At 67.0% G+C, this 21,685-nt stretch carries 17 protein-coding genes and 2 other RNA genes; 12 read left to right on the forward strand and 7 right to left on the reverse strand.

Annotated elements, in window-relative coordinates; all coding sequences use genetic code 11:
• Positions 1 to 168: 168 nt before the first annotated feature.
• The 3 genes from AC06DU_RS16700 to AC06DU_RS16710 all read left to right on the forward strand — a co-directional run bounded on the left by AC06DU_RS16700 (position 169) and on the right by AC06DU_RS16710 (position 5,010).
• Entirely contained in the window at positions 169 to 2,625 is a 2,457-nt protein-coding gene (locus AC06DU_RS16700; protein WP_478202863.1) for a TonB-dependent siderophore receptor, read from the forward strand.
• Between the two features lie 34 nt (positions 2,626 to 2,659).
• The gene (locus AC06DU_RS16705) at positions 2,660 to 4,579 is read left to right on the forward strand and encodes an alpha-amylase family protein (protein ID WP_478202864.1); all 1,920 of its coding nucleotides are present in this window, start codon (positions 2,660 to 2,662) and stop codon (positions 4,577 to 4,579) included.
• Positions 4,580 to 4,933: 354 nt separating this feature from the next.
• A non-coding RNA gene (locus AC06DU_RS16710) (sX9 sRNA) lies at positions 4,934 to 5,010 on the forward strand.
• Between the two features lie 66 nt (positions 5,011 to 5,076).
• Here the strand turns inward: AC06DU_RS16710 and AC06DU_RS16715 are convergent.
• From AC06DU_RS16715 to rsgA, 3 genes are all read right to left on the reverse strand, one after another.
• Positions 5,077 to 5,757 carry a type 1 glutamine amidotransferase domain-containing protein gene (locus AC06DU_RS16715; protein ID WP_478202865.1) on the reverse strand — a complete coding sequence of 227 codons (681 nt, stop codon included), beginning with the start codon at positions 5,755 to 5,757 and terminating at the stop codon, positions 5,077 to 5,079.
• A 237-nt stretch (positions 5,758 to 5,994) separates the two neighbouring features.
• A complete protein-coding gene (locus AC06DU_RS16720; protein ID WP_478202866.1) occupies positions 5,995 to 7,257 on the reverse strand; it encodes a flavohemoglobin expression-modulating QEGLA motif protein in 1,263 nt (420 codons plus the stop codon).
• Positions 7,257 to 8,348, reverse strand: a complete 1,092-nt coding sequence (gene rsgA / locus AC06DU_RS16725) for a ribosome small subunit-dependent GTPase A (RefSeq protein WP_024938955.1) — start codon at positions 8,346 to 8,348, stop codon at positions 7,257 to 7,259. The genes AC06DU_RS16720 and rsgA overlap by 1 nt, the downstream gene beginning before the upstream one ends.
• A 153-nt stretch (positions 8,349 to 8,501) precedes the next feature.
• On the opposite strand from rsgA, the gene AC06DU_RS16730 reads away from it, so the two are divergent.
• From AC06DU_RS16730 to AC06DU_RS16740, 3 genes are all read left to right on the forward strand, one after another.
• Complete coding sequence (locus AC06DU_RS16730) at positions 8,502 to 9,773, forward strand: pyridoxal phosphate-dependent aminotransferase (RefSeq protein ID WP_024938954.1); 1,272 nt, start codon at positions 8,502 to 8,504, stop codon at positions 9,771 to 9,773.
• Positions 9,773 to 10,450 (forward strand): SGNH/GDSL hydrolase family protein, encoded by a 678-nt coding sequence (locus AC06DU_RS16735; RefSeq protein WP_478202867.1) that lies wholly within the window; start codon positions 9,773 to 9,775, stop codon positions 10,448 to 10,450. Before AC06DU_RS16730 ends, AC06DU_RS16735 begins: the two co-directional genes overlap by 1 nt.
• A 71-nt stretch (positions 10,451 to 10,521) precedes the next feature.
• On the forward strand, positions 10,522 to 11,193 hold the full coding sequence (locus tag AC06DU_RS16740; RefSeq protein ID WP_179465792.1) for a methyltransferase: 672 nt from the start codon (positions 10,522 to 10,524) through the stop codon (positions 11,191 to 11,193).
• A 34-nt stretch (positions 11,194 to 11,227) separates the two neighbouring features.
• Here the strand turns inward: AC06DU_RS16740 and AC06DU_RS16745 are convergent.
• From AC06DU_RS16745 to AC06DU_RS16755, 3 genes are all read right to left on the reverse strand, one after another.
• Positions 11,228 to 11,303: non-coding RNA, sX9 sRNA (locus AC06DU_RS16745), on the reverse strand.
• Between the two features lie 483 nt (positions 11,304 to 11,786).
• On the reverse strand, positions 11,787 to 13,976 hold the full coding sequence (locus AC06DU_RS16750; RefSeq protein ID WP_478202868.1) for a TonB-dependent siderophore receptor: 2,190 nt from the start codon (positions 13,974 to 13,976) through the stop codon (positions 11,787 to 11,789).
• Positions 13,977 to 14,265: 289 nt separating this feature from the next.
• On the reverse strand, positions 14,266 to 15,057 hold the full coding sequence (locus AC06DU_RS16755) for a polysaccharide deacetylase family protein (RefSeq protein ID WP_209271886.1): 792 nt from the start codon (positions 15,055 to 15,057) through the stop codon (positions 14,266 to 14,268).
• Between the two features lie 45 nt (positions 15,058 to 15,102).
• On the opposite strand from AC06DU_RS16755, the gene grxD reads away from it, so the two are divergent.
• Positions 15,103 to 16,029 (forward strand): Grx4 family monothiol glutaredoxin, encoded by a 927-nt coding sequence (grxD, locus tag AC06DU_RS16760; protein WP_024938949.1) that lies wholly within the window; start codon positions 15,103 to 15,105, stop codon positions 16,027 to 16,029.
• Between the two features lie 166 nt (positions 16,030 to 16,195).
• The gene (locus AC06DU_RS16765; RefSeq protein ID WP_478204437.1) at positions 16,196 to 17,065 is read left to right on the forward strand and encodes a hypothetical protein; all 870 of its coding nucleotides are present in this window, start codon (positions 16,196 to 16,198) and stop codon (positions 17,063 to 17,065) included.
• Between the two features lie 290 nt (positions 17,066 to 17,355).
• On the opposite strand, the gene AC06DU_RS16770 is transcribed toward AC06DU_RS16765, so the two are convergent.
• Entirely contained in the window at positions 17,356 to 17,916 is a 561-nt protein-coding gene (locus AC06DU_RS16770; protein ID WP_024938947.1) for a DUF924 family protein, read from the reverse strand.
• Positions 17,917 to 18,056: 140 nt separating this feature from the next.
• On the opposite strand from AC06DU_RS16770, the gene AC06DU_RS16775 reads away from it, so the two are divergent.
• From AC06DU_RS16775 to AC06DU_RS16790, 4 genes are all read left to right on the forward strand, one after another.
• Positions 18,057 to 19,457, forward strand: a complete 1,401-nt coding sequence (locus AC06DU_RS16775) for an amidohydrolase (RefSeq protein WP_024938946.1) — start codon at positions 18,057 to 18,059, stop codon at positions 19,455 to 19,457.
• Positions 19,454 to 20,734 carry an amidohydrolase family protein gene (locus AC06DU_RS16780; protein ID WP_104609451.1) on the forward strand — a complete coding sequence of 427 codons (1,281 nt, stop codon included), beginning with the start codon at positions 19,454 to 19,456 and terminating at the stop codon, positions 20,732 to 20,734. The genes AC06DU_RS16775 and AC06DU_RS16780 overlap by 4 nt, the downstream gene beginning before the upstream one ends.
• Positions 20,735 to 20,771: 37 nt before the next feature.
• Positions 20,772 to 21,167, forward strand: coding sequence for a ribosomal maturation YjgA family protein (locus AC06DU_RS16785; protein WP_478202869.1), 396 nt, complete (start codon positions 20,772 to 20,774; stop codon positions 21,165 to 21,167).
• Positions 21,168 to 21,324: 157 nt separating this feature from the next.
• Positions 21,325 to 21,651 carry a membrane protein gene (locus AC06DU_RS16790; protein WP_024938943.1) on the forward strand — a complete coding sequence of 109 codons (327 nt, stop codon included), beginning with the start codon at positions 21,325 to 21,327 and terminating at the stop codon, positions 21,649 to 21,651.
• Positions 21,652 to 21,685 lie beyond the last annotated feature (34 nt).

Consider the following 21,685-nt stretch of genomic DNA (forward strand, 5'->3'; position numbering starts at 1 on the left):
CTTGTCGAAACATGAGCGAGCGAGCCGAGAAATGATGCTGCAGCGCAAGATTGCAATCGATTGTATTGGGGCGTATTACTGCGCTCGCACTGCAGGCCACACGGCCACTCCCTGGGAGGGGACGATGCAGGCGTCGGCACACCACCATCCGTGAGAGAGAGAACCGCGATGTCCACCTTGCACACCCTGCGCCTGCATGCCCTGGCCTGCGCGGTCGTCTCCTGCCTGTGCGCGCCTGCCGCGCTGGCGCAGGACGCGACCACGGCCGCACCCGTCACCCCGCCGGCCGCCGACAGCGCCGCGGTCAATCTGGATTCGGTGTTCGTCACCGGCACCTCCACCGCCACCACCAAGCTGAAGTCCAGCGTGTCGGTCAGCACCGTGGGCGCCGAGGCGATCGAACAATCGGCGCCGCGCAGCACCGCCGAGATCTTCCGCAACATCCCCGGCATCCGCTCCGAATCCAGCGGTGGCGAAGGCAACGCCAACATCGCCGTGCGCGGCCTGCCGGTCGCCTCCGGCGGCGCCAAGTTCCTGCAGCTGCAGGAGGACGGCCTGCCGGTGATGGAATTCGGCGATATCGCCTTCGGCAACTCGGACATCTTCCTGCGCTCGGATTTCACCCTGGACCGCATCGAAGCCATCCGCGGCGGCTCGGCATCGACGTTCACCAGCAACGCGCCCGGCGGCATCATCAACTTCATCAGCAAGACCGGCGACACCGCAGGCGGCAGCGTCGGCGTGAGCCGCGGCCTGGATTACGACAACACCCGCGTGGACTTCGACTACGGCGCGCCGTTCGCGGAAAACTGGCAGTTCAACATCGGCGGCTTCTTCCGCCAGGGCGATGGCGTGCGCGATGCCGGTTACACCACCGACAAGGGCGGCCAGCTCAAGGCCAACCTGACCCGGCTGTTCGAGAACGGCTACGTGCGTGTCTACGGCAAATACCTCAACGATCGCGCCGCCGGTTATCTGCCGGTGCCGACCTCCGTGCGTGGCCGCGACGGCTCTCCGGACCTGGGCGGCTTTGCCGGCTTCGATCCGGGCAACGACACCTTGTACAGCCGCAATTTCCGTACCGATGTCGGCCTGGACGGCAACAACCAGCCGCGCCGCACCGACCTGGGCGACGGCATGCACCCGATCTCGCGCACCATCGGCGCCGAGGCCTGGTTCGACCTGGGCAGCGGCTGGAACCTGAGCGAGAAGTTCCGCATCGCCGACAACAGCGGCCGCTTCGTCAGCCCGTTCCCGGCCGAGGTCACCGATGCCGCCACGCTGGCCGCGTCCATCGGCGGCGCCGGCGCGCAACTGGTGCAGGCCAGCGGCCCGGACGCCGGCCAGGCCTACACCGGCAACGCGATCCGCACGCATCTGTTCAACGTGGCGATCAACGACCTGGGCAACGTCACCAACGACCTCAGCGTCTCGCGCGAGTTCGGCGGCGACGGCCGCACGCTCAACCTGCGCATGGGCTATTACAGCTCGCGCCAGACCATCGACATGGACTGGACCTGGAACTCCTACGTGCAGAGCCTGGGCCGCGATTCGCGCCTGCTCAACGTGGTCGATGCCGGCGGCGTGTCGCGCTCGCAAAATGGCTTGTATGCGTACGGCACCCCGTTCTGGGGCGATTGCTGCATCACCCGCAGCTACGACGTGCGCTACGACGTCAACGCGCCGTACGTCGCACTGACCTTCGACAGCGGCAAGTTCAGCATCGACGGCAGCCTGCGTTACGACATGGGCGATGCACGCGGCAGCTATGCCGGCACCGCGATCGCGCAGAACCTGGACGTCAACGGCGATGGCGTGATCCAGCCGGTGGAACAGCGCGTGGCCACGGTCGATACCGCCAACGCACGGCCGGTGGATTACGACTGGAACTACCTGTCGTATTCGCTGGGCAGCAACTACCTGATCAACGATGACCTGGGCGCGTTCGCGCGCATCAGCCGCGGCGCACGCGCCAATGCCGACCGCCTGCTGTTCGGCGTGGTCCGCGACGACGGCTCGGTCTCCTCCGATGAAGGCGTCAACGTGGTCCGCCAGGCCGAAGCCGGCCTGAAGTGGCGCCGCGACGGCCTGAGCCTGTTCGCCACCGCGTTCTCGGCGCGCACCGAGGAACAGAACTTCGAAGTCACCAGCCAGCGTTTCTTCAACCGCAGCTACGAGGCGCACGGCGTGGAGCTGGAAGCCAGCTATCGCTACGAAGGCTTCACCGTCAACGGCGGCCTGACCTGGACCGACGCGGAGATTTCCAAGGACCAGATCACCCCGGAAAACACCGGCAATGTGCCGCGTCGCCAGGCCGATGTGGTGTGGCAGTTGACGCCCAGCTATCGCGGCGACGGCTACCAGTTCGGCATCAACCTGATCGGCACCACCGATGCCTACACCCAGGACTCCAACCAGTTGAAGATGCCGGGCTATACGCAGGTGAACCTGTTCGGCGACTACCGCGTGACCGACGCACTCACCGTCGCACTCAACGTCAACAACCTGTTCAACACCTTCGGCCTGACCGAGGCCGAGGAAGCCAGCATCCCGGCCAACGGCATCATCCGCGCGCGCTCGATTGCCGGCCGCACCACCAGCATCAGCCTGCGTTACGACTTCTAAGGACCCCTCGCCGGGTTCGTCCCGGCGCTTGCCAATGAGCGCCTCCCCCACCGATTTCACTGCATTGCGCGCGGCCTTTGCCGCGCCCCTGGATGCGCAGCGTGCGAGCGCGCTGTTGCCGCGCTTCAACCGGCATGCGTCGCGCCTGCTCGACGCGCTACAAGCGCTGTATGGGCAACGCCCGGACTATGCGTCGTGGCTGACGCAGTGGTTGAGCGCGCTTGGCAGTAGCGCGCAACAGCGGCCACAGCCACTGCAACAGCTCGACACAACGCGTCAGCCCGGCTGGTTCGGCGAGCAGCACATGCTGGGCTACAGCGCCTACGTGGACCGCTTCGCCGGCACGCTGCAAGGCGTGGCCGAACGCGTGCCGTATTTGCAGGAACTGGGTGTGCGCTATCTGCACCTGCTGCCGTTCCTGCGTGCACGCGCCGGCGATAACGATGGTGGCTTTGCGGTCAGCGATTATGGCCAGGTGGAGCCAAGCCTGGGCAGCAACGACGATCTCGTCGCGCTGACCACACGCCTGCGCGAGGCCGGCATCAGCCTGTGCGCGGATTTCGTGCTCAACCATACCGCCGACGATCACGCCTGGGCGCAGGCGGCGCGGGCCGGCGATGCGCGCTACCTCGATTACTACCATCACTTCGCCGATCGCACGCAGCCCGACCAGTACGAAGCCACGCTGGGACAGGTCTTCCCGCACACCGCACCCGGCAATTTCACCTGGGTGGATGCCACCGGCCAGTGGATGTGGACCACCTTCTATCCCTATCAGTGGGATCTGAACTGGAGCAACCCGGCGGTGTTCGGCGAGATGGCGCTGGCGATGCTGCAGCTGGCCAATCTGGGTGTGGAAGCCTTCCGTCTGGATTCCACCGCGTATCTGTGGAAGCGCACCGGCACCGACTGCATGAATCAACCCGAGGCGCATACCTTGCTGGTGGCGCTGCGCGCGGTCACCGACATCGTTGCGCCGTCGGTGGTGATGAAGGCCGAAGCCATCGTGCCGATGACGCAACTGCCGCCCTACTTCGGCAGCGGTACGGACCAGGGCCACGAATGCCACCTGGCCTATCACAGCACGCTGATGGCGGCCGGCTGGTCGGCGCTGGCGCTGCAACGCGGCGACATCCTGCACAACGTCATCGCGCATAGCCCGCCCTTGCCGGCCAACTGCGCGTGGCTGAGCTATGTGCGCTGCCACGACGATATCGGCTGGAACGTGCTGCAACACGAAGCCGCCGGCAACGCCGCGCAGCCGCCATTCGCACTGCGCGATGTCGCGCGCTTCTATGCCAACGAGGTGCCGGGCAGCTACGCGCGTGGCGAGAGCTTCCAGAGCAGTGGCGACGGCGTGCACGGCACCAATGGCATGGCCGCGGCACTGGCCGGGATCCAGGCCGCACAGGCATCGGGCGATACGGCGGCGTTGCGCATGGCGGTGGATCGGCTGGTGTTGCTCTATGCCATCGCGCTGGCGATGCCGGGTGTGCCGTTGATCTACATGGGCGACGAACTCGCCCTGCCCAACGACGGCAGCTACCGCAACGATCCGCAGCGTCGGCACGAAGGTCGCTGGTTGCATCGCCCGGCGATGGATTGGCAGCTTGCAGCACAGCGCGAAGATGCAGCCAGCCTGAGCGGCACTGTGTATCGCCGGCTACGTGGATTGATCCGGCAACGTGCCGCGCTGCCCGCACTAGCTGCCGATCAGGCGCTGGGCAGCGTTGCGCTGGGCGATGCGCGCCTGTTTGCATTGACGCGCGGCGATCGCTTCCTGGCCGTGCACAACTTCGGCGTACAACCGCTGACTGTGGCGCTTGCCGCGTTCGGAGATGGCCGATGGAAGGTGGTGGCGGATGGCGGCGAGACGGCTACTGAGTCGCTGGGCGATGACATGCGACTGGTGCTGCCGGCGTATGCAGTGCGTTGGCTGGAGCGTATTGCTTGAACGCGATTGTGCAGGTGTGTCGCGCGCCTGCAGGGCGGACCATCTGCCGCTTGAACGGACGATCTGTGGCTTGAACGGACGATCTGTGGCTTGGCAGCCGGGCCCTTGCCCGCCCACCATCGCAGGACACGCCGCAAGTACGTCCTTGTAGGCTCTTACGCGGCATCCATGCCGCGTAAGGTCCCGCGACGGTGGGCGGACAAGGACCAGTCAGCATGGCCGGTTCGTTTGGTTGCGAGCACCGGATTGCTTCCGGTTGTTGGACGATGCGGCGCTTTTAAAGCACACGACGAAGGACGCTAAAAAGCTACTGCACTTACCGTCAGACAGGTGCGGCTGCCGCTCGGCACCGGTATGCACCACGCGTACACTCCGGTGCCTCCGCGACGTCCGTACATCACCTGACGACTACTCGCTCCGTTTTGTTGGCCGCTCTGAATCAAACCCGCGATGTCTTCCGTTGGCCGTCCAGGCATCACCACACGACAACCGCAGAATCAGCGCTTCGACAACTCAAGCAACGCCTCGGCAGCCCTCTCCGACGAAGCCGGGTTTTGGCCGGTGACCAGCAAGCCATCGGTGACCACATGCACGCCCCAATCGGCGCCCTTCTCGTAGCGGCCACCAAGTTCGGTCAGCACGTCTTCGACCAGGAACGGCACGATCTTGGTCAGGCCCACGCCCTCTTCTTCGCTATTGGTGAAGCCGGTGACGCGGCGGCCGTTGACCAACGGCTTGCCATCGCTGCCCTTGACCCGGCGCAGCGCGCCCGGTGCGTGGCACACCAGGCCGTGCGGCTTGTTGGCCGCGGCGAATGCCTCGATCAGCGCAATCGAATCCGCGTCTTCGGCCAGATCCCACAACGGGCCATGGCCACCCGGGTAGAACACCGCATCGAAGTCATCGGCCTTGACGTCCGCCAGGCGCTGCGTGCTGGCCAATGCCTGCTGTGCGGCGGGGTCCTGCTTGAAGCGCTTGGTGGCCTCGGTCTGTGCATCGGGCTCGTCGCTCTTGGGGTCCAGCGGCGGCTGGCCACCCTTGGGCGAAACCAGGGTGATGTCTGCGCCGGCGTCCTTGAACACGTAATACGGCGCGGCAAATTCCTCCAGCCAGAAGCCGGTCTTCTTGCCGGTATCGCCGAGTTGGTCGTGGGAAGTGAGCACCATCAGGATTTTCATCGTATCGCCTCGTGTCATGGCCCATCTCGGGCAAGGCGAACAGTGTCCGGTGCAGTCCGTTGCAGCATCGTGTAGAACGCGTCGGCACGATGCTTACGGTTCAGCGCCTTTCACCTTTAACAATGCAATGCCAGGCATGCGTCACGTACTGCGCCTTGTCACCCGACTCGCGCCCGCGGCAGCTTCGCCGCGCCACCGCGCTGACGCGACAACTGCGCGCAAGTTGCTCGGCAAGCGTCAGACGTTCATCGCCGGTGGCTGCAGCTGATCCATGCGGATGCGATTGGCGAACAACGAAAACGCCAGCATGCCGGCCAGGCCGCTGACCCGACTCACCCACGGCGGCAACCAGCGCGGGGCGACCAGCACGCCGCTGTCGAACAAGGGCGCAAAGCGCGCCACGTCGCCCAGGGCCATCTTGCCGGCGAACAGGTAACGGCACAGCTGCAGCTGATCGCGCTGCAGCGCATGCCGGAAGAACGTATGCACCGCCACCAGCCCGCGCAGGTACACCGTGTCCTTGGTGAAGGCACCGCCGCCGGAGGTCGGCACGCCGCGGAATACGCGCTGCGCCGATGAAAAGCTTTCCGCCGCGCTCTGCCCTCCTGCGGTGAAATAGCGGAACACCTCGATGAAGTCCGCACCCGAGCGCGCCATCGCGATCGCCTCGATGCGCAGGCTGATGCGCTTCATGCGTTCGATATCGATGCTGCCGGTGATCTGCTCGGCAAAGGTCGCCAGGCCTTCCTGGGTCGCGGTGGTCCGCGGCGAGGAAATGCCCAGGCTGGGCAGATGCACCTGCGCGCGCCCGTTGAGTGCGGTTAGCGAATGCACCAGCGCCTCGTGATGGAACAGCTGCGCACGATCGTAATCGCTGAAGGTGGCGCCGCTGCGCAGGCGGATGCGATGCGCGCCGGCCGCCGCCTTGGCCAGCAGATCCGGATCCAGCGTAACGGTGATGACGCGCCCTTCGAAGAAGGCGTCCAGATCGTTCTGCAGCTGCATGCGCAGGGCGGTTGCCGACACCGGCACCTGTTCTTCCGGCGCCAGCAGTTCGCGGTCCAGCTCCTGCGCGATCTGGATGAAGTGCCGCGCTGCCTCGCGCGTGCTCGGGCCGTTGCCCGGCATCGGGTCGTCGGGCACGCCGAACAGCTGCGCCGAGTAATCGCTGACTGCGGGAGTGCCCAGCGATTCCAGCAGGCCGGCGGCCAGGCCCCAGCTATGCGTCGAGTCGATCAGGTAGGCGCCCAGCGGGTGATGCGGATCGGCCTGCTTGGCAATAGCCGCCAACTCGCGCCGGGTATCGCCGAAATCCAGTCGCGGATACTCCACCTGCGGCAGCTCCGGCTGCCCACGCGTCACGCTCTGCAGGAACGGCTCCTGCAGCGAGCGCGGCCAGCTGGCCAGCGCGAGCAGGCGCACGCCGCGCACGGCCTTGACCAGGCGCGCATCCAGCGCCGCATGATGGACGATGTCCGGCGGCCCCTTGCGCAACGGCATCAGCGGCGTCCGTTGCGATCGACGCTGGCAGGCCGCCGGCCCGATCCCTTGCCCCGGTTGTTCTGCGCCAGGCGTGTGGCGAGCTTTTCGGCCGCTGCGGCCACTTCCACGCGCAGCTTCATGTAATTGGCCACCCGCTCCGGATCCAGCGTATCGGCCTCGATCGCCGCACGCACCGCACAACCGGGCTCGGCGATATGCGCGCAATCGTTGAAGCGGCACTGCGCCGCCAACGCCTCCACATCGGAGAAGCCGCCCTCGGCCAGATCCTCTTCGCCGGTGGGCTTGAGCTCGCGCATGCCGGGCGTATCGATCAGGCAGGCACCGGACGGCAATGGAATCAAGGCGCGATGGGTGGTGGTATGCCGGCCGCGCGAATCGTTCTCGCGCACCGCATTGGTCTTCATCTTCTGCGACCCGAGCAGGGTATTGGTCAGCGTCGACTTGCCCGCACCCGACGAGCCCACCAGCACTGCGGTACGGCCATCGCCCAGCCACGGCCGCAGCGCCGCCACGCTGTCCGGATCCTTGGCGTTGACCGCGCGCAACGGGATGTTCTGCGCTTCCAGTTCCTCCAGCACCGCCAATGCGTCCTCCGCGTATTCGGTCTGGTCGGCCTTGGTCAGCACCACCACCGGCTCGGCACCGCCGCCGCCGACCAGCAGCAGGTAGCGTTCGATGCGGCGCGGATTGAAGTCCGCATCCAGCCCGCACACGATGAATACCGTATCGATGTTGGCCGCGATTACCTGCTGGTGGTAATGCTCGCCGGCCGCACCGCGCTTGATCGAGGTGCGCCGCGGCAGCAAGGCCACGATGCGCTTGCCCTCCATCAGCACCCAATCGCCCACCGACGCCCGCTCATGGCTGGGAAACCGCGGCCGCTGCCACTCCGGCAGCGACTCGGCCTTGAGACCGGCCTCCGGCGTATCGGCCACCACGTAGCCGGTGCGGTGCTGCTCCACCACCCGCGCCGGCAACGCCTGCGGATGCGCGGCAAAGAGCGCCTGCCAGGCCGGATCCTCGGCAGGGCCAGGCCAGGGCCAGCCAATGGACTGGAGAGTGGGGTAGTCGGGGGACACAATGCTCATGGGGCGATTCTAGCTGGCTGGCCGCAGCGGCTTGTGCAATCGGGCCTTGCGCCCGGGCTGAAGCGCCCCTTGACATCGTTGCCGATGCAAGCATGTCCGCCTGTCATATTTCCGCTACCATGCCAAGCCTCACGCCTACAACCGGCCCGTCGCATGTCCACTGCCCCGCAAAAGCCGCTCGCCATCCGCGAGCGTCTGTCCGAAGTCCGCTACGAAATCCGGGGCGAGCTGGCGCGACGAGCGCGGGAGCTGGAGGCGCAGGGCCGCAAGCTGATCAAGCTCAATATCGGTAATCCGGGCGCGTTCGGGTTCCGTGCGCCGGAGCATCTGCAGCGCGCCATCGCCGACGACATGGGCCGCACCGATCCGTACACCCATCAGCAAGGCCTGCCGGAAGCGCGCGAGGCGATCGCCACCGCGTATGCGCGGCGCCAACACCCGGATGCGCATCCGGACCGCATCTTCGTCGGCAACGGCGTCAGCGAGCTGATCGACCTGTCGCTGCGTGCGCTGCTCAATCCCGGTGACGAAGTGCTGGTGCCCTCGCCCGACTATCCGCTGTGGTCGGCCGCCACCATCCTCAACGATGGCCGGCCGGTGTATTACCGCTGCGCCCCGGAAAACGGCTTCCAGCCGGACCCGGTGGAAATCGAGACGCTGGTGTCCTCGCGTACCCGCGCCATCGTGCTGATCAATCCGAACAACCCTAGCGGTGCCAGTTATTCGCGCGAACTGCTAGAGCGCATCGTGGCTATCGCCAGCAAGCACAACCTGCTGCTGATGGTCGATGAAATCTACGACCAGGTGCTCTACGACGACGCCGCCTTCGTGCCGGTGGCGCCGCTGGCCGGTGCGCATCCGTGCATCACCTTCGGCGGCCTGAGCAAGGTGCACCGCGCCTGCGGCTGGCGTGTGGGCTGGGCGCTACTGTCGGGCGAGCAGTCGCGCATCAACGACCTGCGCAATGCGATGGACCTGCTCGGCGCCTTGCGCCTGTGCGCCAACGTGCCGGGCCAGTACGCCATCGACGCGGCAGTCAACGGGCCGGACACCATCTCGGCGCTGTGCGCGCCGGGCGGCCGTCTGTACGAAACCCGCCGTGCGGTGATCGAGGCCTGCGCGGCCAGCGAGCACTTGTCGCTGGTGGCGCCGGCCGGTGCGCTGTATGCGTTCCCGGCGGTGGTCGGCCCGGCCGCGCGCAACTTCGACGACCATGAATTCGCGCTCGACCTGATGAACGAGGAAGGCGTGCTGGTGGTGCCGGGTTCCAGCTTCAACGTGCCCTACCGCCACCACTTCCGCGTGACCCTGATGCCGGAAGCGCCGGTGATGCGCGATGTCTTCGCACGCATCGACCGTGCGCTGGCACGCCGCGCCGAGGCGGTCACCAAGGTCGTGCCGCTCAAGTCGCGCAGCGTGGCCTGATGGCGGCGGCCGGCATGCCGCTGCGCTATCTGGCGCTCGGCGATTCCTACACCATCGGTGAAGGCGTTGCCCCCGAGCAGCGCTGGCCGGTGCAACTGGTCGACGGTTTGCGTGCCTACGGCTGGAACGTGGCGCCGCCGCAGATCATCGCCACCACCGGCTGGACCACCGACGAGCTGCAGGCCGGTCTCGATGCCGCTGCGCCGCAGGGGCCTTTCGAGCTGGTGAGCCTGCTGATCGGCGTCAACAATCAATACCGCGGACGCTCGCTGGACGAATACCGCAGCCAGTTCGATGCGTTGTTGCAGCGTGCGATCGGGTTCGCCGGCGGCCTTGCGGCACGCGTGTTCGTGCTGTCGATTCCCGATTGGGGGCTGACTCCGTTTGCGCATGCGCAGGGCGGCGATGCGCCACTGATCGGCGCACAGATCGATGCCTTCAACAGCGTAGCCGCCGAACGCTGCGCCGCGCGCTCGGTGCGCTTTGTCGACATCACCGCCACAAGCCGCGATGGCGGCGACGCTGCCGACATGCTGGTCGACGATGGCCTGCATCCCTCCGGCGCCATGTATGCGCGCTGGACCGCACTGGCACTGCCAGCGGCGCGCGATGCGATAGCGGCTGCCAACGCGATCGGGATGGACCACGCCACGCGTGGGCAGCCCCGATCGCCTTAGCAGGCCCAAGCTAGCCGCGCACCAAGCCTCATTGCCAAGGAACGACATTGCACAGCACCGCCACCCAACCCATGAGCCGCGCGCAGGCGCTGGCGATCGCGCGCGCGTTTTTGCCGCCGCATCCGCTGGGCAATCGCTACGATTATTACTACACCCAGGCCAAGCTGCGCACCGACCCGCTGTATCCGGGCGTGCTGGCCGAGTTGCGCAGCACCACCGCGCCCGTGCTGGATCTGGGCTGCGGGCTGGGCCTGCTCGCGCACGCATTGCGTGCCGATGGCCAGGCATTGGCGTATCACGGGGTGGATGTGGACGCGTCCAAGATCCGCCGCGCGCAGCACATCGCGCAGCGCTCGGCATTGGGCAATACGCAGTTCGCCGTGGTCGATCTGAGCGTGGCCTGGCCGCAACACCGCGGCAGCGTGACCATTCTGGACGTGCTGCAGTATCTGCAGGCCGACATGCAGACCAGCCTGCTGCGCAGCGTGGCGCAGATGCTCACGCCGGGCGCGAAACTGGTGATCCGCAGCGCACTGGGCGATGCCAGCAGCCGTGGCCGCACCAGCCGCGTGACAGATGTGCTGGCGCATCTGAGCGGCTGGATGCAGCGCATGCCGCGCAGCTATCCCACCCGCGACAGCCTGCAGGCGCAGCTGGATGCTGCCGGTCTGCGTGCGACGTTTGCGCCGTTGTATGGCAACACGCCGTTCAACAACTGGTTGATCGTGGCCGAGCCGCGCTGAGGCAGTGCACAACGTGCCTGGCTCGCTTTAGAACGGCTGACAAGACGTAACGCGCGGTCGCCGGACGGATGTGGACGGCACGCAGAAACCCGGGTGTACGCGTCGCAAATGCCGCATCGGGCACCGGCCGCGCAGTCGTTTTGACGGCCGCTGTTGACGTCATGCGGATGATCGCGGGCCACGATGTTCAAGGGCGGTGCCCCACGCCCCAGAGAGTCCGCTGGTTGCCTTGTTGAAAGCCATGCACACCGACCATCTCGACGGGTCCTTGCCCGCCCACCCTCGCGGGACCTTACGCGGCCTGGATGCCGCGTAAGTGCCTACAGGGACGTACTTGCGGCGTGTCCCGCGACGGTGGGCGGGCAGGGCCCTGCAGCGAAGTCGCAGAGCAGCGGCTCTACAACTGACCCCTCCGCGCTGACCAATCACTTCGGACAACCAAGTGATCGAGTCGCCGCGCCGTTTGGATGCAGGCAAAGGCCTGGTTTGCCGAGTGCGCGGCACCCTCGCCGCTAGCGGGACACGCCGTGAATCCGTGCGTGGAGGCTCAGTGGCGGCATCCTTGCCGCCAAAGCCTGCCGTCTTGAGCAAGCTCAGAACTTCCAGGACAGCGTCAGCTCCACATCGCGCGGGTCGCCGTAGATCAACTGGCTCTGGTACACGATGTTGGCGTAGTACTTGCGGTCGAACAGGTTGCGCACGTTGAGCTGCGCCGACCATGCCTGGTTGATGTCGTAGCGTGCCATCGCGTTGGCCAACACCACGCTGCCCTGGGTCAGCCGCTGCGTGCTGCCCTGTGGCCCGGACATCAATTCGTGGATGGCCGACTGCCAGCTCAGGCCACCGCCCACGCGCCATGGCCCGGTCTGCCAACTGGTGAACAGGGTGGCTTCGCGACGCGGGCTGGTCGGATTGACGTCGACACCGCTGGCATCGTTGGCATCGAACTGGGCAAAGCCGAACGCGATCCGCCACTGCTCGGAGAGCTGCCCGTCGAGCTGGAATTCCACCCCTTGGCTGACCGTGCCCTTCGCCGCCAGGAAAGCCTGATTGGTGGTGCCGGGCACGAATTGTCCGGGGTCGTTGACCGCCAGGTTGTCCTGCTCGATACGGAACAACGCCAGCGCCGCGTTGAGCTGGCCACCGAGGTATTCGCCCTTGGCGCCGACCTCGTAGCTGTTGCCTTCCAGCGGGGCGAGATAGCGCCCGCTGCGGTCGCGATTGTTCTGCGGCTTGAAGATGCCGGTGTAGCTGGCGTAGAGCGAATGGTGGTCGTCCACGTCCAGGATCAGGCCGGCGTACGGCGTGGTGCGACCGCGACGCTCGTAGGTATTGGCCGGCACCAGTTGATCGGTGTTCTTCCAGTCGGTGACGCGTGCGCCGACGATGGCCGTGAGCGCGTCGGTCAGGCTGAAACGGCCGGCGGCATAGGCGGCCACCTGGCGCACGTCGCGTTCTTCGCCCTTCACCAGCGGCGTCCATTGCGGCTGCGCCATGCTGCCGGTCCAGGCGTAGACACTTTCGGCCGTCAGCACCTGCGGCGGCTGCGGCCCGTTGGACCAGCTGCGCACGTTGCGGTTCATCCAGGTGGCACCGGCGACCAGTTCGTGGTTGCGGCCCCACCAGGTCAGCGGCACGCTGAGGTAGGCATCCAGGCTGTTTTGCGCCGTGAGTGCGGGATAGCGCCCGCCAAAAGTGTTGGCAAGGCCCAGGCCGGTCTGGCGGTCCGGGTAATCGAAGTAGCCGAACAGCACCGACTTCCAATCGGCTTCGAACCGCTGATGCGAATATTCCACGTGCAGCTGCGCACCGTTGTCGAAGCGATGGGTCAGGCCGGCAAACGCATTGGTGGTATCGGCCACACCGCGCGCCCAGCGCGGCGTGAACGAATCCGAGCGTGCAAAATCGGTGCGGCTGCCGTCGCTGAAGTACGCCGGCACCCCGCCCCAGGTGGTGCCGCGGCCATCGTTGCGCTGCTTGTTGATGCCGATGTAGCCGCGGGTGGCATCGCTGAAATCCGCATCGACGATGCCGTAGAACAGCGACGATTGCTTGCTGTAGTAATCGCGGAACGACTGCTTGTCCTCGTCGCTGGCAACCACCCGCCCACGCACGTTGCCGGCGGCGTTCAACGGCGATTGCAGGTCGACGGTGCCGCGATAGCGGTCCCAACGGCCTGCCGACAGATCGACCCGACCGGTGAACACATCGCTGTCGGCATGCTTGCGCACCAGGTCGATCGACGCGGCCGGGCTGCCCGCGCCGGTGGTCAGGCCGTTGGCGCCGCGGATGATTTCCACCCGGTCGTAGATCGCCATGTTCTGCTGCACATCGCCGGTGTACTCGGTGGGAATGCCGTCGATGCGGTAATAGTCCACTTCGAAGCCGCGCGCATTGATGTAGGTGCGCTCGGTGTCCCAGGTCGGCGAGTTGAAGCCGGCCACGGTGTCGGTGACGTCCTGCAGCGATTGCAGGTTGCGGTCGACGATCTGCTGGCGTGTCACCACCACCACCGACTGCGGCGTCTCGCGCAGTGACAGCTCCAGCTTGGTCGAACTGCGCGCCACATCGGCGGTGTAGGAGTCGCGGCCTTCGGTCGCGGCCCCGCGGTGTGCCTCGATCTGCAGGCGGTCCAGATCGACCGGGTCGCGCGTGCTCGATTGCGCCGCAGCCGCCAATGGCCATGCGCAAGCCAGCGCCAGCAGGGAGTACGCCAGCGGGAGCTGCGGCGAACGGAGATCCGCACGCGCAAGCACGCGCGCAGGGACGATGCGATGGGACATGGGGTCAGCCTCAAGAGCGAGTATGGCCGTCGATGACGGCTATTGAGGCTGGCGTCGGCAGCGCCATCGGAAGGCGCGCACCGTTTGCTGGCTGGGGGCGCATGTTCGATCCGCGTTAAATCGCTGTCAATACATGCGCGGGTCGACGCCGGAACTCAGGAGCGCCAGCTCCAGGCAATCCGGCGAACAAAAAAGACGCGTCGCACCAGAGCGTTCCCGACGACAGGGGCGATGGATCCGGCAACGCACGCTCCGCTTCCACGCCATCGGCCACGCCGTGCGCAGGACCTCAGAGCGGACGCCGCCCGGCCAGGCCGCGCGCGTGCATCGCGTCAAGCACGCCGCGCAGGATGGTGAGGTTGTGGCCGTGTGCGGCGCCTTCGTGCAGCAGCACGATGGCGCCGGGGCGCAGGTCGCGCACGATGCGGGCCACGGTGGCCTGCGGCTCGCAACGCACCCCGTCGAAACCGCGCGCGCTCCAGGCCACGCGGGTCAGCCCGTGCGCACGCAGCGGCGAGGCGACGAAGGGATTGGTCATGCCCACCACCGAGCGGTACAGCCGCGGCGCCTGCCCGGTGATGGTGGCCAGCACGCGCTGTGCCTGGCCGATTTCCTGCGCCATGCGGTGCGGGCCCAGCGCCCAGAACCAGGCCTGCGGATGGGTATGGCTGTGATTGCCGATGCCATGCCCGCGGCGCACCATCTCGCGCACCAGTTCAGGCCGTTGCTCGGCGCGCGCGCCGACCACGAAGAACGTGGCCTTGGCATCGAAGGCGTCCAGCAGGTCCAGCATCGCCGGGGTGTCGTCGGAGGGGCCGTCGTCGATGGTCAGCCATACCTGCGGCGCGCGGCCCGGCAGGCGCGCCAGCACCGGCGCGTACAGGCGCGCGCGCGGCAGGAACACCGGCACCACGAACAAGGCGTGCGACACCAGCAACGCCGGCACGCCCCAGGCCCAGCCCAGATGCCACCACAGCAGCGCCACCGCCGCCTGCGACAGGGCCAGCAGGCCCACCCAGCGGTACGGGTGCGAGGGGATGCGATACAGCGTTTGAAGCGTGGTCATGCCGCATGATGCCATGCGGCGTAGAATGACCGGACTCCACGATCTGACCGAAGTGCTGCCATGTCCCTCGATCCCGCCCTGCGTTCCCGCATCGATACGCTGCTGCAATCCAGCCGCGTGGTGCTCTTCATGAAAGGCCAGCCCGGCATGCCGCAGTGCGGTTTTTCGGCCAAGGCGGTCGGCGTGCTGGACGGTCTGGGCATCGACTATGCCCACGTCAACGTGCTGGCCGACCAGGAGATCCGCGAAGGCATCAAGGCCTACGGCGACTGGCCGACCATTCCGCAGCTGTATGTGGACGGCGAGCTGATCGGCGGCAGCGACATCATCCTGCAGATGGCCGATAGCGGCGAGTTGAGCAGCATGCTGGGCCTGCAGGCGCCAGACCGGACTCCGCCCAAGATCACCATCACCCCGGCCGCGGTCGAGATGCTCAAGGGCGCGCTGGCCGATGCGCCGGATGCCTCGCTGACGCTGGCCATCGATGCCAACTTCCAGCCGAACTTCCAGCTGGCGCCGACCAACCCGAACGCCATCGCGGCCGAATCCAACGGCCTGCGCGTGCAGTTCGATCTGGCCAGCGCTCGCCGCGCCGACGGCATCACCATCGACTGGGTGGACGACATCCGCGGCCGTGGTCTGGCCATCGACAACCCCAATGCGCCCAAGCCGGTGCAGGAGCTGTCGGTGCGCGATGCCGACGACCGCATCAAGGCCGGTACGCTGACCCTGGTGGACGTGCGCCCGGCCGACGAGCGTGCCCTGGCCAGCGTTGCCGCGCCGTTCCGCACGCTGGACGCGCACGAGCGCGCCGCCATCGAGCAGTTGCCCAAGGACACCCCGCTGGCGTTCCTGTGCCACCGCGGCGGGCGCAGCCTGCAGGCGGCCGAGCACTTCCGCGGCCTGGGCTTCAGCAATGTCTACAACGTCACCGGCGGCATCGACGCCTGGTCGGACGAGGTGGACAACGGCGTGGCCAAGTACTGAGCAAGCCAGACGGCACAGCCGGTGGCGGTGAATCCGCATCCGGCGATGGCCCGCCGCAACCGCCGGCCAGGTTTTGAGCCGCGTTTGCTACAGTGCACACCCCGAACGGGCGCTCCACCGAGCGTCCGTTTTTTCATGGATCGATATGCACAAGGACGTCGCTGCAATGCACACCCGCCTGCTCTCTCTCGCACTGGCCGCGCTGTTGCCGCTGGCCGCACGGGCCGCCGAACCCGCACGCGCGGTCGTGCTGGTACAGACCTACGACAGCCAGCCGGGCGAAGACCCGCTGGAATACATTCCGGTGTGGCTGGGCAGCGGCGTTGCGAAGGAGTCCAGCATGCCCAGGTCGCTGCTGAGCCAGCCGCTGCAGGTCTTCAATGCGGGCGTGTCCAGCGGCACCGTGCGGCTTGCGTCGCTGAGCGTCGACGACAACAGCATGTGCGGCGGCACGGCAAGACTGCGCTTGAAGGGCACCAGCACGCTGTCCAATTCGCCGCTGTTATCGACGGTGGATCTCAATCCCGGCAAGCGCTTTGCCAGCCGTAACGCCACCGCTGCCGAACAGGCCGAGCTGTTGCGCCAGGCCGTTGCGACCGCGCAGCTGCGCAGCGGCGTCAAGCCGGCGGCGCTGGCCCAGGCGTTGACGGCATTCCCTGCCGATCGTGCGCAGGATCTGGCAACGCTGCAGATTTTCACCGACACGCAGCAGCCGCAGCGACGCGTAGCCGTGCTGACCTCCCATCACCCGACCAGGACCGGCAACCCGGACAACCCGACCGGTGTCCTGGCCGTGCTTGCGATCTTCGAGCATGATGGCAGCAGTTGGCAGTTCCGCAAGGGCAGCGCGGCCAGTGGCTGCGACGATTGCGAAGACCTGCCACTGCGTACGCACCTGCTGCAGTTCGGCGATATCGACGGCAACGGCACGCTCGACTTCGTGCTGTCGGAAAGCGGCTACGAGAGTTACGGCTTCTACCTGCTGCTCGGCGAAGGCACGCACTGGCGTTCGGAAGCCTTGATGGGCGGCTGTTGAGCGATTGCCGCGCGATGGCCGATGCCCGCAGCGGTATCGGCGTCACGTTGCGGCACGCACCGGATCCGGAAGAGCGCAACTCGCCGCCGCGCAAGTCATTCGCATCGCCGTTGCGAGGCTATTGGTGTGATTGCACCGCCGCACGATGTCGATCAACGCGCGACATGATGCGCGTGTGCGCCATCAACCGATCGCGTCGATCGCCCACTCGCTGCGCGTGGCCATACGCAATGTGCAGCGCGGAAAAGCCACAGCGGCGTGCAACCGCGGCAGGCCAATCGTCGCCTCCCTCAGCCGGCAAATCCGCCGTCATCGAGAAACTGCTGCTCTTCGGCGGTGGTCTCGCGCCCCAGTACCGCATTGCGATGCGGGAAGCGTCCGAAGCGCTGGATGATCTGCTGATGCTCCACGGCCCAGCGCGTGGTTTCTGCATCGTCCAGCGCGGTGATCAGCTGCACCGAGCGCGCCTGCTCCTGCAGATCTTCGGCATGCTCGAACGGCAGATAGAAAAACAGCCGCAACTGCGCGGACACCTGTTGATCGAAGCCGCTGGCGATTGCCTGCCTGGCGCAGGACAGCGCCAAGCCATCGGTGGCGTAGGCATGCGCGCTGCCGCGGAACGCGTTGCGCGGAAACTGGTCGAGCAGGATCAGCAAGGCCAGCGCATCTTCGGCACGTTCCATCCAGTGCGCGTACTCGCCACGCGCCGCTGCAAAATGCTGCTCGCTAAAATGCTGGCGGAAGTTGGCATCAAACGCATCGTTGTGCGTGAACCAGCGGGCCGAGCCGGCCAGTTCCCAGAAAGCCAGTACCACATCGGCCTGTTTGTTGCGCTCTGACTTGACGATCATCGACGTATTCCCTGACGAATACGGCATAGCATGCACTGGCGCATGTGATGAGCCCGCCGCCGCCGACGGTGCAGCACTTGGCAAGCACGCCGCCGGCCGCTAGGTTTGCGGCTGACGTTTTCGTTGCACCGGGGAAATCCATGCGTTCCATCCTGTTCGCCGCGCTCGGCGCGGCCGTGCTGTGCGGTCCTGTGTCTGCGGCATCGCGTTTCGTGCAAGACCCCTATCCCAGCACCTACCGTGCGCTCGCGTCCGCTCCGGTGTTGATCCAGCACGCCACCGTGCTCACCGGCACCGGCCAGCGGCTGGACGACGCCGACGTGCTGCTGCGCGACGGCAAGGTGGCCGCGGTCGGGCGCGGGCTGGAGGCGCCGGCCGATGTGCGCCGCATCGACGGCACCGGCAAGTGGGTAACCCCCGGCATCATCGACGTGCACTCGCATCTGGGCGTGTATCCCAGCCCCGGCGTCAGCGCGCACAGCGATGGCAACGAGATGACCGCCCCGGTGACGCCGAACGTGTGGGCCGAGCATTCGATCTGGCCGCAGGATCCTGGCTTCGGCACCGCCCTGGCCGGCGGCGTCACTTCGCTGCAGGTACTGCCTGGCTCGGCCAATCTGATCGGCGGGCGCGGCGTCACCCTCAAGAATGTCGCCTCCACCACCTACCAGGGCATGAAGTTTCCCGGCGCCCCCTGGGGCCTGAAGATGGCCTGCGGCGAGAACCCCAAGCGCGTGTACGGCCAGAAGGGTGGCCCCGGCACGCGCATGGGCAACGTGGCCGGCTACCGTGCCGCCTTCATCGACGCGGCCGAGTACCTGCAGAAGAATGCACCGAAGAAAAAGACTGCGAAAAAGCGCCATTGGTGGAGCCGCGGCGGCGACAACGACAGCAGCGGCGATGCCGGCGGCAAGCGCGATCTCAAGCTCGACACGCTGGCCGGCGCGATCAACGGCGACATCCGCGTGCATATCCATTGCTACCGCGCCGACGAGATGGCGACCATGCTCGATCTGTCCAAGGAGTTCGGCTTCCACATCGCCGCCTTCCATCACGGCGTGGAGGCCTACAAGCTGGCCGACCGGCTGGCGCAGGAGAACGTCTGCGGTGCGCTGTGGGCCGACTGGTGGGGCTTCAAGATGGAAGCCTTCGATGGCATCCAGGAAAACATCGCGCTGGTCGACAGACCGGCCAACAGCTGCGCCATCGTGCATTCGGATTCGGAAGAAGGCATCCAGCGCCTGAATCAGGAAGCGGCCAAGGTGCTCGCCAACGCGCGCCGCAGCGGGATGGAGATTCCGCCCGAGCGTGCGATCCGCTGGCTCACCAGCAATGCCGCCAAGGCGCTCGGCATCGAGCAGCAGACCGGCGCACTGGAGCCGGGCAAGATGGGCGATATGGTGGTGTGGAACGGCAATCCCTTCAGCTCCTACGCGCTGGCCGAACAGGTCTATATCGACGGCGCGCAGGTCTACGACCGCCACGATCGCCGCCTGCAGCCGGTGTCGGACTTCATGCTCGGCCAGGAGGTGGCGCGATGAGCCGCACAACTGGAATGCGCCCGCGCCTGCGCGCGATCTCCGCGGTGGTCCTGGCAGTGCTTGCATTGCCCGCATTCGGCCAGCAGGTGCTGATCCGTGGCGCAACCGTGCATACCGCCACCGCACAAGGCACGCTGCGCAATACCGATGTGCTGGTGCAGGGCGGCGTGATCCGCGCGATCGGCAGCAACCTGGCCGTGCCGGCCGATGGCCGCGTGGTCGAGGCCAGGGGCCGCCCGCTGACGCCGGCCCTGTTCGGCGGCATCACCGAGATCGGCATCGAAGAAGTCTCCGGCGAAGACAGCACCGTGGACAGCGGCGTCAAGCTCAGCGACCAGCCGATGCGTCCGGAATTCGACGTCACCCTGGCCTACAACCCCGATTCGGTGCTGGTGCCGGTGGCGCGCGTGGAAGGCATCGGCTTCACCGCGCTGGGCGCGACCACCAGCGGTGCCTTCATCGCCGGGCAAGGCGGCGTGGTGCGGCTGGACGGCAGCCCGGACCCGCTCGGCCCGCATGCCTTGTTCATCCGCATCGGTGCGGCGGCGTCCGATCTCACCGGCAGCTCGCGCGCCGCGCAATGGATGCTGCTCGACCAACTGGTGGCCGAAGCGCGCGGACGCGTGCCGGCCGACTCGCCGCATGCGCTGCTGACCCCGGTCGGCCGCAGCGTGCTGGCCAGGTACCTGGCCGGGCAAGGACGCATCGTGGTGCAGGTGGAGCGTGCCGCAGACATCCGCCAGTTGCTGCGTTGGGCGCAGCGCGAAAAGGTGCGCATCGCCATTGCCGGCGGCGCCGAGGCCTGGAAGCTCGCGCCGCAACTGGCGCAGGCCGGGGTTCCGGTGCTGGTGGATGCGCTGGCGGACCTGCCGTCCACCTTCGACCAGATCGGTGCCACGCTGGAAAACGCCGCACGTCTGCGCGCGGCCGGCGTGGAGGTCAGCTTTGCCCAGAGCGGCGATGCCTCGCACAACGCGCGCAAACAGCGCCAGCTGGCCGGCAATGCGGTGGCCAACGGCTTGCCGTGGGAAGCGGGCCTGGCCGGCCTGACCCGGGTGCCGGCGGAGATCTTCGGCGTGGCCGATCGCATCGGCAGCATTGCGGTCGGCAAGCAGGCCGACCTGGTGCTGTGGGAAGGCGACCCGCTGGATGTCGCCCACTACGCCGAGCAGGTGTGGCTGGGCGGTCGCGACATGCCGATGCGCTCACGCCAGACCGAGCTGCGCGAGCGTTACATGCAACCGGCCGGCGCGTTGCCGCGGGCCTATCTGAAATGATCGGGAGCGGCGTGCGCATGGGAGCGCGGTGACCCGCATGGCGTTGGGCGTGCGCTGCACCTATCTGTTGATCGCATTCGCCGTGTTTGTCATCGAAGTGGCGATCGGCGCTGGCAGACTTGGCGGGCCGTGGGTGCGCGGCAGCCTGGGCGATGTGCTGGCGGTGATCCTGGTGTATTGCGGGTTGCGCGGTGTGCTTGCGCTGCCGCCACGCTGGGCGTGCGTGCTGGCGGTGGCGATCGGGTACCTGATCGAAGGGCTGCAGGCGCTGCATCTGGCCGACCGGCTCGGGCTGCGCCCGGGCAGCGCGGCCTACATCGCGCTCGGCAATACCGCCACCGTGCACGATCTGCTGATGTATCTGGTCGGCGGCGGGGTGGCGTACATCGGCGATATGGCATCGTGCCGCGTCGCCGCGTCTTCCCAGCGATAAACAACTGCATTGATACACTCCCTCGGGCCTACCGCATGTTCTGCGTCTCCTCATCGACACTGATCGACAGCGTTGGCATCCCGTCCCGGCAACGGCAGCAACGGCGTGCCTGCGCCGCCGCTGCGTCGCAGTGACCTCGCTGTTCCAGGGAGGCGGCTTGCGCTCGATCGATCGCGTCGTATTGCGCCAGGCGCCGGCCAATCTGCTCCGCGGGCTGGAAGCGGTCGGCGGGCGGCTGATCCTGACCGCCGATGCGCTGCACTTCCAGCCGCATCCCTACAACATACAGACCCGGTCGTTGACCGTGCACCTGAGCCAGATCGCAGCAATGCAGCCACGCTGGACGCGCCTGTTCGGGCTGCTGCCGGTGGCGCCGACATCGCTGGCGGTGCAGTTGCACGACGGCGGCGAGCACCGTTTCGTGATCGGCAAACGCGAACAGTGGATGGCTGCCATCGCCTCGGCGCGCGACGCCCTGGGCTGACGCTACCCCCGACAAGTGCATTGCGATGCGCCAG

The sequence above is a fragment of the Xanthomonas sp. NCPPB 3200 genome, from assembly GCF_056393585.1.

Excerpts from the sequence above, each read along its gene's own strand:
- AC06DU_RS16775 (WP_024938946.1), top strand. The coding sequence starts at position 18,057 with ATGCGTTCCATCCTGTTCGCCGCGCTCGGCGCGGCCGTGCTGTGCGGT.
- AC06DU_RS16770 (WP_024938947.1), bottom strand. The coding sequence starts at position 17,916 with ATGATCGTCAAGTCAGAGCGCAACAAACAGGCCGATGTGGTACTGGCT.
- AC06DU_RS16740 (WP_179465792.1), top strand. The coding sequence starts at position 10,522 with ATGAGCCGCGCGCAGGCGCTGGCGATCGCGCGCGCGTTTTTGCCGCCG.
- AC06DU_RS16755 (WP_209271886.1), bottom strand. The coding sequence starts at position 15,057 with ATGGCATCATGCGGCATGACCACGCTTCAAACGCTGTATCGCATCCCC.
- rsgA (WP_024938955.1), bottom strand. The coding sequence starts at position 8,348 with ATGAGCATTGTGTCCCCCGACTACCCCACTCTCCAGTCCATTGGCTGG.
- AC06DU_RS16730 (WP_024938954.1), top strand. The coding sequence starts at position 8,502 with ATGTCCACTGCCCCGCAAAAGCCGCTCGCCATCCGCGAGCGTCTGTCC.
- AC06DU_RS16735 (WP_478202867.1), top strand. The coding sequence starts at position 9,773 with ATGGCGGCGGCCGGCATGCCGCTGCGCTATCTGGCGCTCGGCGATTCC.
- AC06DU_RS16700 (WP_478202863.1), top strand. The coding sequence starts at position 169 with ATGTCCACCTTGCACACCCTGCGCCTGCATGCCCTGGCCTGCGCGGTC.
- grxD (WP_024938949.1), top strand. The coding sequence starts at position 15,103 with ATGTCCCTCGATCCCGCCCTGCGTTCCCGCATCGATACGCTGCTGCAA.
- AC06DU_RS16765 (WP_478204437.1), top strand. The coding sequence starts at position 16,196 with ATGCACACCCGCCTGCTCTCTCTCGCACTGGCCGCGCTGTTGCCGCTG.
- AC06DU_RS16720 (WP_478202866.1), bottom strand. The coding sequence starts at position 7,257 with ATGCCGTTGCGCAAGGGGCCGCCGGACATCGTCCATCATGCGGCGCTG.
- AC06DU_RS16705 (WP_478202864.1), top strand. The coding sequence starts at position 2,660 with ATGAGCGCCTCCCCCACCGATTTCACTGCATTGCGCGCGGCCTTTGCC.
- AC06DU_RS16715 (WP_478202865.1), bottom strand. The coding sequence starts at position 5,757 with ATGAAAATCCTGATGGTGCTCACTTCCCACGACCAACTCGGCGATACC.
- AC06DU_RS16780 (WP_104609451.1), top strand. The coding sequence starts at position 19,454 with ATGAGCCGCACAACTGGAATGCGCCCGCGCCTGCGCGCGATCTCCGCG.
- AC06DU_RS16750 (WP_478202868.1), bottom strand. The coding sequence starts at position 13,976 with ATGTCCCATCGCATCGTCCCTGCGCGCGTGCTTGCGCGTGCGGATCTC.
- AC06DU_RS16785 (WP_478202869.1), top strand. The coding sequence starts at position 20,772 with ATGGCGTTGGGCGTGCGCTGCACCTATCTGTTGATCGCATTCGCCGTG.